Raw genomic sequence first — 13,122 nt, 5'->3', positions numbered from 1 at the left:
ATAGAACGCGATTCGCTGCTCCATCGCTGTCATCACCGGCACGTCGTAGCGTTCGGCTCGGTACTCGAGGTCCTCCCCGTCGGCCCGCCGCTCGGAAACGAACTCCCGGTGGTCCTCGAGGCGGCGCCGGGCGACCGACCGCGAGAGGTCGGCCACCTCGCCGACGTGCTCCTCGAAGGCGGAGACGAACCCCTCCTCGAGCTCGTAGCCGACCGAGTTCCGCCCGGCACAGATCGCCGCCAGCGTCGTCGTTCCGGTCCCCCAGAAGGGGTCGAGGACGGTGTCGCCGTAGGCGGAGTACATACACAGGAGCCGGTAGGGGATCTCGAGGGGGTAGGCCGCCGAGCGGTCCCGGAGGTCGTCTCCCGAAAGGGACTGCAGGCGCCCCCGGACGTCGCTCCAGAGGTCCGAGAACCACCGGTTTCGCTCCTCCCAGAAGTACGCGGCCTCGTATCGCCGCTCGGCTCCGGGTTCGAACGACCGCGACTCGCCACCGTTGCGAAAGACGAGAACGTGCTCGTGTTCCAGGGTGACGTAGGCGTTCGGGGGGACCATCCCACTGCCCATGAACTTCGCGGCGCTGTTCGTCGGCTTTCGCCAGAGGATATCGGGGAGAGGGTCGAACCCCCGGTCGGCGAACGCCTCGACGATCCGCGCGTGGTTCGGATAGACCCGGAACCGGTCGTCTACGGTGCGGGTCGCGTCGCCGACGTTGATACACGCGATGCCCCCATCGACGAGCACCCGGGAGAGCTCGTCCCAGACGCGGTCCAACTGGGCGTGCATCGCTTCGAACGCCCGCTCGCCCTCGCCCGCCTCGAGAGCCGCCCCGACCGCCGGATCGAGCTCCGAGAAGAGGTCGTCCCAAAGCTCGATCATCGGGTACGGCGGGGACGTGACGACGAGTTCGACCGAGTCGTCGGCGAGCGAGAGGTCGCGTGCGTCGCCGACGCGGACGCGGTGGGTCGTCTCCATTCGTCTCCTCGGTTCGCCGTCCGTCCCTTAGCTCCTTCGTCGCGGCTCGAAGGCCCTCTCGGGGGTCGGCGAGGGACACCGACGAACCGCCGGCTCGCGGGTCGGCAGTCGTGAAAAAGACGAACTCCGCCCGAAGCGCCGGTTACTCGGCCTCTTCTTCCTCGACTTCGGCCTCTTCCTCGTCCTCGTCGTCGTCGGCCTCCTCCTCATCGTCCTCGTCGTCGTCGGTTCCGAAGTCGTCGTCGAAGTCGCCGCCGAACTCGTCGTCCTCGTCTGCGGTCTCGAACTCCTCGATGGGCTCCCACTCGTCGTCTCCCGACTGGAGCTTGCGCCGGATCAGGGCGACGGCCGCGACGAGACTGAGGCCGACCAGGATCGGCCGGAGCCGGCCGCCGGAGGGCTCCTCGGCGTCCTCTTCTGCGTCCTCACTTCCCTCGTCCTCGCCGCTTACGACATCGTCGATCACGTCGGGCTCCTCGAAGTCGTCGATCGGAACGTCCTCGGCGTCGATGTCGACGTCGCGGGCCCCGAGCAGGTAGCCCGCGGCAGCGCCCAGCCCGAGGAGGGCGCCGGCCATCGGGACCGTCCGCGAGGGGTCTTTCTTCCCCTCGCCCGCCTCGTCGATGGCGTCGAGGATCGGCTCGCGCATCGGGGTCTCCAGGCCGACGGTCACGGCTTCTTTGACGACACGTTCCGCGAGGGGTTGTGCTTCGTCTTCGTCTGCGGGCATGTCTCACCAGAGAACGTCCCCACTGATAGGTCTGTCCAATATTGATATCGTGTCTTTTCGAAGCGTAAAATTCCTTGGCGGCGCGCTGACGCCCTCTCGGCGGCGGTTCGATGTGGGTCGTCGTTCGTCGAGAGCGGGTTCGACGCCCTTCGCTGGCGCGGTGGTCCCGGCCTATAGAGCGACCCCGATCCCGAGGTCGCCGGCCGCCGCGAACCCCCGGAAGCCGTAGCCAAAGAGGAGTGTCGCCGGGATCGCCCCCGCCAGCGCCGCCCGTATGCGGGAGGTGTCGTGGACGACGACGAGCCCGAGGACGAGGAGAAACGCCCCGTAGGACGCAGAGAGGAGCCGAAGCGCGGGCACCGGGACCCCCGCGAGCGCACAGGGCGCGGCCGCGTAGCCGATCACCTGCACGGTCTGGCTGATCCCCGCCCGATCGGGGACGAGGACCATCAGACAGAGCGTCTGGATCGCCGCGATGGCGTGGAGAGCGAGGGGAGCGACCAGCAGGACCACCAGTCCGAGCCAGAACGCCGCGGCCAGCGCCGGGGCGACCCCGAGGTCGGGATACGCTCCCGGCTCCAGGGCGTAGCGGGTCGCCTCCGCACAGAAGACGACGACCACGAAGAAGACGAGTCCGGGCGCCTGATCGCCCGGGGCGACCCCGGCCTCGAAGAACCGCCGCGGGCGAACGAGCACCTCGAGCCAGGCGCGCGCGATCGCCCGCGGACCCCGCTCCCGGCCGCCCTCGGGCTCCTCGATCCAGGTCGTCATTCGTGGCGAACTCGGGATGGCGGCCTCAAGCGTCTGCCGATTCGGGTTCATACTACGGCGAGACGTCTTTCAAGGTTCTCGGCGCCCCGTACTGGCGAGAATCTTCACGTAGTTACAGCCAGCAGTATCACCTCCCGCGGGCGCCGACGTTCTGCTCGCTCTCGAAGGAGTCCGGGTCGGGCTCGATCCGGGCGTACTGGACGGCGTGGCGGCCGAGCGTCGCGACGCGCTCTTCTAACTTCTCGTCTACGAACTCGCCGTCCTCGAAGGCGGTCCGGGCCGTCGGGATCGCGGCCTGATGGGGAATCACCCAGGCGTTCAGCGACCGACAGACCGACCGCAGATGTTCGAGGGTCGTCACCGGAAACGAGCCGCCGGCGACCGCCAGCAGCCCCACGGTCTTGTCCTCGAACTCGTCGAACCCACAGTAGTCGAGTGCGGTCTTCAGCGGCGAGGAATAGGAGCCGTGGTACATCGGCGACCCGAGCAGGATCGCGTCCGCATCCCGAAGCCGGGCGGCGACCTCCCCGGCGTCCCCGGCCTCCGAGCGATCGATGTCGGCGTCGAACGTCGGCACCTCGAGCTCCCGGAGGTCAACGAAGTCGGTCTCGGCGCCGCCACGGCCGGCTTCCTCCAGGGCTCGCGAGAGCGCGAGGGCGGTGTAGCTCTCCTCCCGTAAACTGCCACAGAGGGCGGCGACGCGGATCGGCTCCTGGCCGCCGTCGGCTTCGACGCGGGTCCGTCCCTCCGACTTCGTCGGGTTCATGCTCCCTTCGTTGGCGGGCCGGGCCAAAAGGATACTGTCGGCGCCCAGGCGCCCTCGTTTCTCGGCCGACGCGTGGCGTCCAAAAATCTACATTTTTGATGCGTGGGCGCGATGGCCGTCTCATGTCGGCCGCTCGCTCTGAGGAGGGGATCCCGCCCCGGTACGGGATCGGCACGTTCCTCGTCGTGCTCGTAGCCCTCGCGTGCGCGGTCCTGGTCGGCCAGTCGTTTCTCCGGCTCCGGACCGTCCTCGCGGTCGCCGCCCTCGGTCTCCTCTCGGTCGTGGTCTCCCTGTTCTACAGGTTGGTGGTCGCAGTCGAGCGGATCGCGTACGAACCGTAATTCCCCCGCTCTCCCTTCGAGGGCCCGATCTACCGCCGGAGGCGCGCGACCGTCCCACCCTCCCGGTTCTCGATCTCGATCAGTTCGTCCTCCGAGAGGTCCGCCAGGATCCCCTGCAGCCATTCCTTGCCGTATTCGCCCTCCGGCGCGTAGTCGATCCGGATCCGGTGGCCGAGGTCGTCGATCGGGAGATCGTCGTACTCTCGGAGCGTCGAGAGCACCCGTCCGCGGAACTGCCGGCGGCTCCCCTCGAACGCCGGCTGGGTGGGGACGTCCGGCGCCGTAAAGTCACCGGTCGCGTAGGCGTCACACCATCGGCGCCAGGGACAGCCCGACTCCTCGCAGCGGGGGGTCTGGGTGCAGGCCACGCCGCCGAGTTCCATGATCGCGTTGTTCCAGACCCGCGACTCGCCCTCGGGCATCAGTTCGGACGCGGCGTCCTCGAAGGCCGCGTCGTCGTCGGGCACCGAGAACGCGCGATAGAGCACCCGCTTGACGTTCGTATCGACGACGGCGTCGCCGTTGTCGAACGCGAAACTCGCGACGGCGTTGCCGGTGTAGGGCCCGACGCCCATGAGTTCCTGCAGGCCGTCCGGACTCCTGGGAAACTCCCCTCCGAACTCCTCTTCTACCTGTCGGGCGGCCTCGTGGAGGTACTTCGCTCGGTTGTTGTACCCCAGGCTGTGATCGGTCCAGAACCCCACGACGGCGGATCGGTCGGCGGCCGCCAACTCCGCCGTGGTGGGCCACCGCTCTATGAACTTCGCCCAGGCCTCCTCGACCCGGCCGAGCTGGGTCTGCTGGCTCATCACCTCGCTGACGAGGATCGCGTAGGGGTCGTCGGTCTCCCGCCAGGGGAACTCGCGGTGGTCTGCCTCGTACCACTCGATCAGGGCAGTTCGGACCGCCTCGCGATCGACGTCGGCGAACGGCTCGGGCTCCCCCGCCGCATCCGTACCCTCGCTCATCGCTCGCCCTAACGAACCCCGCCGTTTACCGCTACCGGTTCGGCCGGCGGCGACGAAAGGCCTATACTCCGGGCTCGTCACCCCTCCCTATGAGCTTAGAGGAGTTGAACGACGACGTCTCTACCACCTACTCCGATTTCGGCGACGAACTCTCGATATCGCTCGACCGCGAGACCAGAAACGAACTCGCCCTCCTCTCGTCGGCCCTGGGACCCGACGAGAGCGACGAACTCGTCCGGCGGGCGATCCACATGCTGTTCCAGTCGGCCGTCGAGACCGGGAACCTCGACTTTCACCTCCGGTCGGGGTACGATGTCACCTACGATGAATACTTGTCGGGGATGACCTACGAGGAGATGACCGGCGGCGACCAGTATCCGGCGATGGACGACGAACGGCGCTACCAGTTCTAGGCTTCTCGTTTCTTCCGATCGTTTTCCGGGCCGTCCTCGCGCCCGATGACGACGGTGTTCTCGACTAACGCCTCGTGGCCCCGCCGGAGGCGTTCGGACAGCGCCTGGTGGGAGACGTCCATCTCCTCGGCGAGTTCGGTCATCGAGGTGTCCCTAGGGATCTCGTAATACCCTCTCTCGAAGGCCGAAAGCAGGGTGTCCTGCTGGCTGTCGGTCAGGCCGAAGCGGCCCTTTCGGCCGTCATCGACGTTGTAGATCGTGTAGATGTCCATCCGCAGGCCCTGGTCCTCGCAGTAGTCGTGGGTCCGCGAGAGGGCGTCCCGGGTCGGAAACAGGATGCGGAGCGTCCAGTCGTCGCCGTTGCCCTGTGCGGAAAGGATCGCCCCGTCCTCCTCGACCAGGATCTGCACCAGGGTGTCGATCTGATCGACCCACTCCATCCGGTACAGTCGTTCTTCCTCCAGATCAGCGAGCCGGTCGAACTCCTCGACGCTGTCGTCGTCTTCCAGTACGGACTCGATCTCGCCGACGCTCGGCCCGTCGATCCAGACGTAGGGCATGACGTGATCCGTGTCGTGAGCGACGACCCGCTCGATCTCGTACTGGAGGTCCTCGAACCGCGCTGCGGTCTGGCTCAGTGCGAACTCCTCGGCTGCCAGTCCGATCTCGACGACCGTTCCTCCCATGGCCGGGGCGTCGGCTTGCGTGCGTAAGTACCCTGCTCTTTCCGATCGTCTCACCGCGGCCGGACGCCCGTTCCCGGCCGCTCCGCCTCGAGGTCGATCCGTCCGCCCTCCATCGGGACCCCCTCGTATGGGTCGTCGGCGAGCAGCAGGGAGCCGTCGAGGTCGGCATAGTCCAGCAGGGGTGCGAGCTGACACGCCGCCGCGATCGAGGCGTTCGACTCGGTCATACAGCCGGCCATTACTTCGAGCCCGTGGGCGCGGGCGGCGTGAATCATCCGGAACGCCTCCCGGAGCCCGCCACACTTCATCAGCTTGATGTTCGCGACGTCGCATCGCCCCGCGACCCGCGGAACGTCGGCGAGGGTGACACAGGACTCGTCGGCGGCGATCGGTAGCGCCGACCGCTCGTAGACGAAGCGGAGGCCCTCGGGGTCTTCGGCCGGAACGGGCTGTTCGACGAACGCGACGTCTTCGTCCGCGAGCCGGTCGATCTTCCGGACGGCCTCCCGGGGAGTCCAGGCCTCGTTTGCGTCCACGGTGAGGGTCGCGTCGGGAGCGACGTCCCGGACCGTCCGGACGATCTCCCCGTCGCGGTCGGTGCCGAGTTTGACTTTCAACCTGTCGTGGCCCCGCTCGATGGCGGTCTCGGCTTTCTCGCGCATCCGCTCGGCGTCGTCGATCCCGATGGTGTAGGAGGTCTCGACGGTCTCCGTCGGGTCGAGTCCCCAGTAGCGATGGAGCGGGAGGTCGAGGCGCTTTGCGACGAGGTCGTGGCAGGCGATGCTCACCGCACAGCGGGCCGCGGGATTCCCCGCAACGGTCTCGCGCATCCGGCGTTCGATCCGCGCGAGTTGGTGGGGATCGCCGACGTCCTCGACGGCCGCGAGCAGGTCGGGGAGCACCGCCGCGACGGTGGCGACGGTCTCGCCGTAGTGAGTCGAGGGGGCGCCGGCACCGATCCCTACCGTCCCGTCCCCGTCGGTGATCCGGACGACGACGGTCTCCGCGGTCGTCTGGGTCCCCCGGGCGATCGTAAAGGGGTACTCGAGCGGGAGGGCCACTCGCTCGAACTCCGTCTCGAGGCTCACAGCACCGCCTCCAGCAGGTCGGCGGCGTCCCGGCGGATGGGGTCGGTCGCTGGGGCGTCGAGTTCGGCCTCGTAGGCCGCGATGGCCTCGCCGGCCGCGCCCTCCTCGAGGCCGGCGGTGTTCAGCGTGCCGGCGACGACGGGGGCCGGCGCGACGGGGGCGGCGAGCGATTCGTAGAGATCCACGTACTCCGATATCGGCGGAAGCTCGAATGATTCGTAGCCGTGGATCGCCTCCCGGCCGGCCTCGTGACAGAGCACCAGCCGATCGGGCGCGGCGCCGTGGAGGATGCCACAGGTGACCGCCGAATAGGCGGGGTGGACGATGCTGCCCTGGCCCTCGACGAAGAGGTAGTCGTACTCCCCGCCTCGCTCGACGACCATCTCCTCGACGGCGCCCGCGGTGAAGTCGCTGACGACGCGGTCGACCGGATTCCCCCAGCCCTCGATCATGATCCCGGTCTGGCCGGTCGGGATCACGCAGGCGTCGTGGCCCGCCTCGCGGGCGGCGCGGGCGAGTTCCATCGTGGCCGTCATCTTCCCGACCGAGCAGTCGGTACCGACCGTCAGCACGACCTCGGCGTCGACCTCGCCCGCGATCCCCTCCGCGACCGAGAGGTCCTCGGGGGGTTTGCGGACGTCCCACAGGTCGGCGCCGTACTCCGCGGCGAGGGCCGCGAACTCCTCGTCGTCGGCGAGGAAGTAGTGGAGCCCGGAGATCACGTCACAGCCCCGCTCGAGGGCGGCGCGGACGTCCCCGCGCCAGCTCTCCTCGAACCCGCCGCCGATCGGCGAGATCCCGATCAGGAGGGCGTCGGCCGCGGGGACCTCGTCCATGCCCGCGACGATCGGGGCGTCCCGTACGTCGCCCGCCAGGTGGTCTTTGACCCGCTCGCCCGCCCGGTCGCGGTCGATGACGGCGACGATGTTCCGGTCGCCGTAGCGGAGCACTCCGGTGGCGGTCTTCGCCAGGTCGGGGAACTTCTCGTGTGCGAGGATCGCGACGTCCATGGCGGGCTATCGTCGGTTCCCGGGGTAAACGTAGCGGTCGGATCAGCCGGCGCCGTAGGCCACGAGCTGTCGGGCCCGCTCGCGCCGCGCGAGCAGGACCTCCCGGAGCTGTGGGGGATTTCTGATCCGCGAGTCCTCGAGGAGCGCCTCGGGAATCTCGAGGGTGTTCGCCGGGACGGCCTCGTCCCCGTGGACCCGGAAGTGGGTCGCGTCGAGTTTCATCACGACCGGGGTGTCGAGGGGCTCGACGCCCTCGCCGGTCGCGTACAGCTCCCGGTTGACGCGTTCGTGCTGGCCGTCGTCCATCAGTACGCGGTCGCCGTCGGTCGGCGTCACGTAGAGACGGCCGAGATAGTAGCCTCCCGAAAAGGCCTCGAACATGATATTAGTACCCATGGGTCGAAGTAACATAACGGTTGGCCGGACGAGTTAAGCCCGAGCGCTATCAGCGTCCTTTCGGCCGCCGCCGCCGCCGGCCCCGGTTCGACGACTGCTACTCGCCGTCCCGCCTGCCGTCAGCCGCCGAACGCGTCTCAAACGGTCGGGCGACACAACGGTCGTGAACGGTTCGAACGGAGCGAAAGGGGCGACTGAGACGGGTAAACGATCCGAACGGAACTCCGGGTTTTTTACATTGGGCGACATGATCGCGACCGATGACCACGATCCGCTCCGCTCTTCTCGTCCTGGCCGTCCTGAGCGTGGTCGTCGCCAGTGCGGGTTCGATCGCCGTCGCCGACGGTGACGACGGGACCGACGAGCCGGCCGGCGCCGAGCGCCCGATGGGAACCGAACTCTCGACGTTCCTGCAGTCGAGTACGGCCGACGCCGGCGCGGCGGTCACGACCGGCATGTTCCTCGCCGGCTACGAGAACGGCGACGCCGACCGCCGCGAAGCCGCCGTCGCCGAACGAACGGCCGAACTCGAGGCGAAGCTCTCGACGCTCCGGGACGAACACGACCGGCTCTCCGATCGCACCAACGCCTCCTCGATCGCCGACCGGCCCGAGGCCGCCTCGCTCGCCTACACCGCGCAGTTGACCCGCCTCGAGGCCGAAATCGAGACCCTCGAGCGAGCGATCGACGAGCTCGCGCCCCGGGCCGACGAGGTCGGCATCGAAAGCGAGAGCGTCGCGGAGCTTCGGACGGGGGCGGCGGAGTTGGCCGAGTCGAACCGTACGGACGCCGGGATCGCGACTGGAACGTCCTGATTCCTGTCGGATCGCTGTCGGTCAGACACCCTTTTGAGCGCCCGGCTCCTACCGTCCACCGATGGACTCTGCGGCGCTTCTGGACCTTCTGGGCAACGAGAACCGCCGCCGGATCCTCCGACTGCTAGCGCACAAACCCTGTTATGTCACCGAGATATCCGATTACCTCGGCGTGAGCCCGAAGGCGGTGATCGAACACCTCCGGAAGCTAGAGGAGGCAGGGTTAGTCGAGAGCCGCACCGACGACCAGCGCCGCAAATATTTCCACATCGCCCGCAACGTCCGCCTCGAGGTCAGCGTCTCGCCGTACGGCTTCGGCGCGAAAAGCGCCTACCCATCGAACAACAGCTTCGACATTACCACCTGTCGGCACCTCTCGCTGGACGTCTCCTACGACGATTCGAGCGAACTCGACGAACTCCTCCGGGCCCTGGAGGACCTAGAGGGGCTCGAAAACGAGCTTTCGCTGGCCCAGCGGTGGGTCCAGGGCCGGCTCTGTGACGTCCTCGATCGCATCTCCGAGCACGTCGGCACCGGACCCGAGAGCCGGATCTACGCCGACGTGCTCGCGAGCATCCGCGAGGAGCCAAAGGGAGTGGGAACGCTCAGCGACCAGGTCGAGGCCCCGCGGGAGGTCATCGGCGAGCTCCTCGAGGAGATGGCCGACGAGGGGATCGTCCGGCGCTCGGAGCGGGGCTGGGAGCTGGCGACCGGCGAGGCGGAAGCCGAGACCCCCCCGACCGACTGATCGTCATCGGTCACTCGCTTTCGATTGCCGCCCGAAGCCCCCGTGTCGCGCTCTCGGGATCCGAGCTGGCGGCGATGGCGCCGACGACGGCGACGCCGGCGGCGCCGGCCTCGACGACGCTCCCGGCGTTGTCGGCCGTGATCCCGCCGATCCCGACGACGGGGATCGACGTCGCCTCCGCGATCGCCGCGATCCGTTCGGGGCCGATCCCGTCCTTGCGGTCGGCGACGTCCTTCGAGTCGGTGCCGTAGACCGCGCCGACGCCGAGGTAGTCCGCGCCCGCCTCCTCCGCGCGCCTCGCTTCCGGGACCGTCGAGGCCGAACAACCGACGATCCGGTCGGGGCCGACCAGCTCGCGGGCGACGGGGACGGGGAGGTCCGACTGGCCGACGTGGACGCCGTCGGCGTCGATCGCCCGCGCGAGGTCGGCACGGTCGTTGACGATCAGGGGGACGTCCGCCTCGCGAGTGAGCTCCCGGAGCTTCCGGCCGAGTTCGTGGCGGTCGGCGGCCGCCGTCCCCTTCTCACGGAGCTGGACGGCGTCGATGCCGCCCGAGAGCGCGCGGCGGACGACCTCCGGCGTGGAGCGAGCCGAGACCGATTCCTGGGTGACGAGGTAGGTCGTCCAGGTGTCGGGTGGTGTCTGCGTCATGACTGTGGGGTCGGCGGTCGGCCTACGACCCTCCGATTCCCAGCCGGGAGCGAGCGAGCCGCCCGAGGTAGTAGCCGGTGAGACAGACCATGAGGCCCGTCGAGAACCCGACGGCGGCCATCGATTCGCCCGACCCGGCGGCCAGTAAGGCGTGGTTGAACAGCGCCGAGATGCCGCCGATGGCGATCCCGGCGGTCACGACCTCCGCGTACAGGCGCCGCGGGGCGAGGGCGCCGATCGTCACCGCGACCGCGGCCAGCCCGGTGAGCCGTCCGGCCGGGAGCGTCATTCCCCCGAGGAGGATGCCCGCACCGACCGCGAGGGCGATCCCGACGGTCGCACGGAGCGAGAAGTAGCTCTCTGCCCCCGGCATCGAGGGCATCGCGGACAGCGACGCGAGCCAGGACTCGCCGTCCGAACTCCCGCCGGCGGTCGATTCCGTTCGGTCGCTCATGGTGGTGGCGTGGTCGGCGGGCCCTATGGGTCTTTGGCTCGCGGGCGGGGCCGAACGGATGGCTTGAAGTCCGGCGGGCCCGACCCTCCAGGCATGAATCCAGGCGACCGCGTTCGTGCCGACCGCGGGGACCGAACCTACGAGGGGGTGGTGCTTCCCTCCAGCACCGACGCCCACCTCGTCGTCAAACTCGACGGCGGTTACAACGTCGGCATCGACCGGGAGGCCGCGTCGGTCGACGTGCTGGCGGAGGGCGTCCACGATATCGGGGACGCCCGGGACGCGGAGGGCGAGCGTTCGGCCGTCGAGTTCGACGACGAGCTGCCGACGATCGCGCTGATCTCGACGGGAGGAACGATCGCCTCGACGGTCGATTACCGGACCGGCGCCGTCACCGCCCGCTTCGACGCCGAGGACGTCCTCCGGGCGGTGCCCGACCTGGCGGGCCGGGCGAACTACCGCGGCCGGGTCGTCGCGAACATCCTGAGCGAGAACATGGAGGTCCCGATCTGGCAGGAGCTCGCGAGCGCGGTCTCCGAGGAGATCGAGGCCGGCGCCGACGGCGTCGTCGTCATGCACGGCACGGACACGATGCAGTTCTCCGCGTCGGCGCTTTCCTTCATGCTCGAGACGCCGGTCCCGATCGTCTTCACCGGCTCCCAGCGCTCGGCCGACCGCCCGTCCTCGGACAACGTGATGAACGCGGTCTGTGCGGTCGAGGCCGCCAAAGCAGACTGCGCGGAGGTGCTGGTCTGTATGCACGCCACCGGGAGCGACGACCGCTGTGCGCTCCACCGGGGGACCCGCGTCCGGAAGAACCACACCTCGCGCCGGGCGGCCTTCGAGACCGTCGGTGCCGACCCGCTGGGAACCATCGATTACGACACCGAGGAGGCGGTCTTCCACCGCGATCACCAACGACGAAACGAATCGGAACTCGCCCTCTCGCCCGCACTCGCCGACGACGTCGACCTCCTCAAGTTCACTCCCGGGATGGACCCCGCGCTCCTCGACGCGATGGCGGGGAAGTCGGGAGTCGTCATCGAGGGCACGGGATTGGGTCACGTCCACACCGACCTCATCCCGCGGATCGAGGAACTGGTCGACGACGGGACGACGGTCGTCATGACGAGCCAGTGTCTCGACGGTCGGGTCTGCGATCGGGTCTACGACACCGGCCGAGACCTGCTCGATGCGGGCGTGATCGAGGCCGGCGACACCCTCCCCGGGACGGCGAAGGTCAAGCTGATGTGGGCGTTAGCGAACGCCGACGATCCCGCCGAGGCGATGGAGACCTCGCTTTCGGGCGAACTCCGCCGGCGGTCGACTCCGTGGGCATGAGCGTCTCGGACGTGCGGATCCGTCGGGCGACCCACGACGACTACGACGCCGTCGTCGCGATGGTCGAGGACGTCTGGGCCGATCGGGGCGGCGACTACCTCCCCGAGATCTACCACGACTGGCTCGAGGAGGAGGGCGCAGAGGACACGAAGACGTTCGTCGCGGAGGTCGGCGACGACGTCGCGGGGATCGTCCAGGCCGTACTGGTCGGCCCGGAAGAAGCCTGGTTCCAGACGATGCGGGTCGACGCCGACTACCGCAGGCAGGGGATAAGCGGCCGGCTCAACCGCGCCTCCTTCGACTGGGCGCGCGACCGGGGAGCGACCGTCGGTCGGGTCATGATCTTCTCGTGGAACGTCGCCTCGCTCGCCGCCGCGCGCTCGAGCGGGTTCGAGCCGATCACGGAGTTCCGGTGGGCCCACCCGGAGCCCGACCCCGACGCGGCGATCCCCGAGGGGTACGACGTTCTCGAAAAGCCCGCGGCGGCGTGGCGCTACTGGACCGATAGCCCCGCCCGCGAACACCTCCGGGGGCTCGGGCTGGCCCCCGAGGAGAGCTGGGCACTCCGGGAGCTCACCCGCGAGGACCTGACGGAACTGCCGGCGCTCGCGGTCGCCGACGGCGACGGCCTCCGGGGCTCGGCCTACCGGAGCCGGGTCGACGAACGGACCGGCGACGACGGCGAGGTCCGGACCCGGGCGGAGTACGCCGGCGCGGCCTGGGCCGACCTCGAGGGCGCCCGCGCGCTGTTCGGGGCGATCGCCCGGGACGCCGCCGCGGTCGGCGCCAGCGAGGTCCGGGTCTGTCTCCCCGAGACCGCCGAGACGGTGAGCGACGCCGCCTCCGTCGCCGACGCGGTCAGCGAGGAGCCCGACTTCGTCCTCGGGATCGACCTCACTCGGTAGACGGGACGCGATTCGCTTCGTTCCCACCCTCCTCGGACGGCCCCGATCCATCACTGTTCGGCG

The 13,122-nt window shown here is 69.0% G+C and carries 17 protein-coding genes; 6 read left to right on the top strand and 11 right to left on the bottom strand.

Annotation, left to right across the window (positions count from 1 at the left end; all coding sequences use genetic code 11):
- The 4 genes from DVH23_RS02650 to DVH23_RS02635 form a co-directional block, all read right to left on the bottom strand.
- The coding region (locus DVH23_RS02650) for a site-specific DNA-methyltransferase (RefSeq protein ID WP_157972306.1) at positions 1-975 on the bottom strand (975 nt) is incomplete at its 3' end.
- Between the two features lie 142 nt (positions 976-1,117).
- Positions 1,118-1,705: a hypothetical protein gene (locus DVH23_RS02645; protein ID WP_114575870.1), complete on the bottom strand. Its 588-nt coding sequence runs from the start codon at positions 1,703-1,705 to the stop codon at positions 1,118-1,120.
- Between the two features lie 171 nt (positions 1,706-1,876).
- Positions 1,877-2,476: a YIP1 family protein gene (locus tag DVH23_RS02640; protein ID WP_114575869.1), complete on the bottom strand. Its 600-nt coding sequence runs from the start codon at positions 2,474-2,476 to the stop codon at positions 1,877-1,879.
- 127 nt (positions 2,477-2,603) lie between these two features.
- Complete coding sequence (locus tag DVH23_RS02635) at positions 2,604-3,242, bottom strand: NADPH-dependent FMN reductase (RefSeq protein WP_114575868.1); 639 nt, start codon at positions 3,240-3,242, stop codon at positions 2,604-2,606.
- Between the two features lie 122 nt (positions 3,243-3,364).
- Here DVH23_RS02635 and DVH23_RS02630 point away from each other — a divergent pair, with 122 nt between their 5' ends.
- Positions 3,365-3,583 (top strand): hypothetical protein, encoded by a 219-nt coding sequence (locus tag DVH23_RS02630; protein ID WP_114575867.1) that lies wholly within the window; start codon positions 3,365-3,367, stop codon positions 3,581-3,583.
- A gap of 29 nt (positions 3,584-3,612) precedes the next feature.
- Here the strand turns inward: DVH23_RS02630 and DVH23_RS02625 are convergent, their stop codons facing one another.
- Positions 3,613-4,551 carry an A/G-specific adenine glycosylase gene (locus DVH23_RS02625; protein ID WP_114575866.1) on the bottom strand — a complete coding sequence of 313 codons (939 nt, stop codon included), beginning with the start codon at positions 4,549-4,551 and terminating at the stop codon, positions 3,613-3,615.
- A gap of 89 nt (positions 4,552-4,640) precedes the next feature.
- Here DVH23_RS02625 and DVH23_RS02620 point away from each other — a divergent pair, with 89 nt between their 5' ends.
- Positions 4,641-4,964: a hypothetical protein gene (locus DVH23_RS02620; RefSeq protein WP_114575865.1), complete on the top strand. Its 324-nt coding sequence runs from the start codon at positions 4,641-4,643 to the stop codon at positions 4,962-4,964.
- Here DVH23_RS02620 and DVH23_RS02615 read toward each other — a convergent pair.
- Genes DVH23_RS02615 through DVH23_RS02600 form a run of 4 tightly spaced genes read right to left on the bottom strand, consistent with a single transcriptional unit; the run spans position 4,961 to position 8,129 of the window.
- The gene (locus DVH23_RS02615) at positions 4,961-5,650 is read right to left on the bottom strand and encodes a bacterio-opsin activator domain-containing protein (protein ID WP_114575864.1); all 690 of its coding nucleotides are present in this window, start codon (positions 5,648-5,650) and stop codon (positions 4,961-4,963) included. The genes DVH23_RS02620 and DVH23_RS02615 overlap by 4 nt on opposite strands.
- 50 nt (positions 5,651-5,700) lie before the next feature.
- The gene (locus tag DVH23_RS02610) at positions 5,701-6,738 is read right to left on the bottom strand and encodes a dipeptide epimerase (RefSeq protein WP_114575863.1); all 1,038 of its coding nucleotides are present in this window, start codon (positions 6,736-6,738) and stop codon (positions 5,701-5,703) included.
- Complete coding sequence (locus tag DVH23_RS02605; RefSeq protein ID WP_114575862.1) at positions 6,735-7,748, bottom strand: DUF1611 domain-containing protein; 1,014 nt, start codon at positions 7,746-7,748, stop codon at positions 6,735-6,737. The genes DVH23_RS02610 and DVH23_RS02605 overlap by 4 nt, the downstream gene beginning before the upstream one ends.
- Positions 7,749-7,790: 42 nt before the next feature.
- Positions 7,791-8,129: a DUF5802 family protein gene (locus DVH23_RS02600; RefSeq protein WP_114575861.1), complete on the bottom strand. Its 339-nt coding sequence runs from the start codon at positions 8,127-8,129 to the stop codon at positions 7,791-7,793.
- Between the two features lie 275 nt (positions 8,130-8,404).
- Here DVH23_RS02600 and DVH23_RS02595 point away from each other — a divergent pair, with 275 nt between their 5' ends.
- Complete coding sequence (locus tag DVH23_RS02595) at positions 8,405-8,959, top strand: hypothetical protein (RefSeq protein ID WP_114575860.1); 555 nt, start codon at positions 8,405-8,407, stop codon at positions 8,957-8,959.
- A 61-nt stretch (positions 8,960-9,020) separates the two neighbouring features.
- Positions 9,021-9,707, top strand: a complete 687-nt coding sequence (locus DVH23_RS02590) for a metalloregulator ArsR/SmtB family transcription factor (protein WP_114575859.1) — start codon at positions 9,021-9,023, stop codon at positions 9,705-9,707.
- A 10-nt stretch (positions 9,708-9,717) separates the two neighbouring features.
- Here DVH23_RS02590 and thiE read toward each other — a convergent pair whose 3' ends face one another.
- A complete protein-coding gene (thiE, locus tag DVH23_RS02585; RefSeq protein ID WP_114575858.1) occupies positions 9,718-10,359 on the bottom strand; it encodes a thiamine phosphate synthase in 642 nt (213 codons plus the stop codon).
- Between the two features lie 22 nt (positions 10,360-10,381).
- Positions 10,382-10,813, bottom strand: coding sequence for a hypothetical protein (locus DVH23_RS02580; RefSeq protein ID WP_114575857.1), 432 nt, complete (start codon positions 10,811-10,813; stop codon positions 10,382-10,384).
- Between the two features lie 93 nt (positions 10,814-10,906).
- On the opposite strand from DVH23_RS02580, the gene gatD reads away from it, so the two are divergent.
- Together gatD and DVH23_RS02570 are read left to right on the top strand one after the other, a co-directional pair.
- A complete protein-coding gene (gene gatD, locus DVH23_RS02575) occupies positions 10,907-12,154 on the top strand; it encodes a Glu-tRNA(Gln) amidotransferase subunit GatD (RefSeq protein WP_114575856.1) in 1,248 nt (415 codons plus the stop codon).
- Positions 12,151-13,059, top strand: coding sequence for a GNAT family N-acetyltransferase (locus tag DVH23_RS02570; protein WP_114575855.1), 909 nt, complete (start codon positions 12,151-12,153; stop codon positions 13,057-13,059). The genes gatD and DVH23_RS02570 overlap by 4 nt, the downstream gene beginning before the upstream one ends.
- Positions 13,060-13,122 lie beyond the last annotated feature (63 nt).

It is taken from the genome of Saliphagus sp. LR7 (genome assembly GCF_003344565.1).
GTDB lineage: Archaea > Halobacteriota > Halobacteria > Halobacteriales > Natrialbaceae > Saliphagus > Saliphagus infecundisoli.
This window is presented reverse-complemented; position numbering and strand designations above follow the sequence as displayed.

Bases quoted from the DNA above. Each gene is read 5' to 3' on its own strand.
- DVH23_RS02590 (WP_114575859.1), top strand. From the start codon at position 9,021: ATGGACTCTGCGGCGCTTCTGGACCTTCTGGGCAACGAGAACCGCCGC.
- DVH23_RS02600 (WP_114575861.1), bottom strand. From the start codon at position 8,129: ATGTTCGAGGCCTTTTCGGGAGGCTACTATCTCGGCCGTCTCTACGTG.
- DVH23_RS02620 (WP_114575865.1), top strand. From the start codon at position 4,641: ATGAGCTTAGAGGAGTTGAACGACGACGTCTCTACCACCTACTCCGAT.
- thiE (WP_114575858.1), bottom strand. From the start codon at position 10,359: ATGACGCAGACACCACCCGACACCTGGACGACCTACCTCGTCACCCAG.
- DVH23_RS02570 (WP_114575855.1), top strand. From the start codon at position 12,151: ATGAGCGTCTCGGACGTGCGGATCCGTCGGGCGACCCACGACGACTAC.
- DVH23_RS02615 (WP_114575864.1), bottom strand. From the start codon at position 5,650: ATGGGAGGAACGGTCGTCGAGATCGGACTGGCAGCCGAGGAGTTCGCA.
- DVH23_RS02605 (WP_114575862.1), bottom strand. From the start codon at position 7,748: ATGGACGTCGCGATCCTCGCACACGAGAAGTTCCCCGACCTGGCGAAG.
- DVH23_RS02580 (WP_114575857.1), bottom strand. From the start codon at position 10,813: ATGAGCGACCGAACGGAATCGACCGCCGGCGGGAGTTCGGACGGCGAG.
- DVH23_RS02640 (WP_114575869.1), bottom strand. From the start codon at position 2,476: ATGACGACCTGGATCGAGGAGCCCGAGGGCGGCCGGGAGCGGGGTCCG.
- DVH23_RS02645 (WP_114575870.1), bottom strand. From the start codon at position 1,705: ATGCCCGCAGACGAAGACGAAGCACAACCCCTCGCGGAACGTGTCGTC.
- DVH23_RS02635 (WP_114575868.1), bottom strand. From the start codon at position 3,242: ATGAACCCGACGAAGTCGGAGGGACGGACCCGCGTCGAAGCCGACGGC.
- DVH23_RS02625 (WP_114575866.1), bottom strand. From the start codon at position 4,551: ATGAGCGAGGGTACGGATGCGGCGGGGGAGCCCGAGCCGTTCGCCGAC.
- gatD (WP_114575856.1), top strand. From the start codon at position 10,907: ATGAATCCAGGCGACCGCGTTCGTGCCGACCGCGGGGACCGAACCTAC.
- DVH23_RS02595 (WP_114575860.1), top strand. From the start codon at position 8,405: ATGACCACGATCCGCTCCGCTCTTCTCGTCCTGGCCGTCCTGAGCGTG.
- DVH23_RS02630 (WP_114575867.1), top strand. From the start codon at position 3,365: ATGTCGGCCGCTCGCTCTGAGGAGGGGATCCCGCCCCGGTACGGGATC.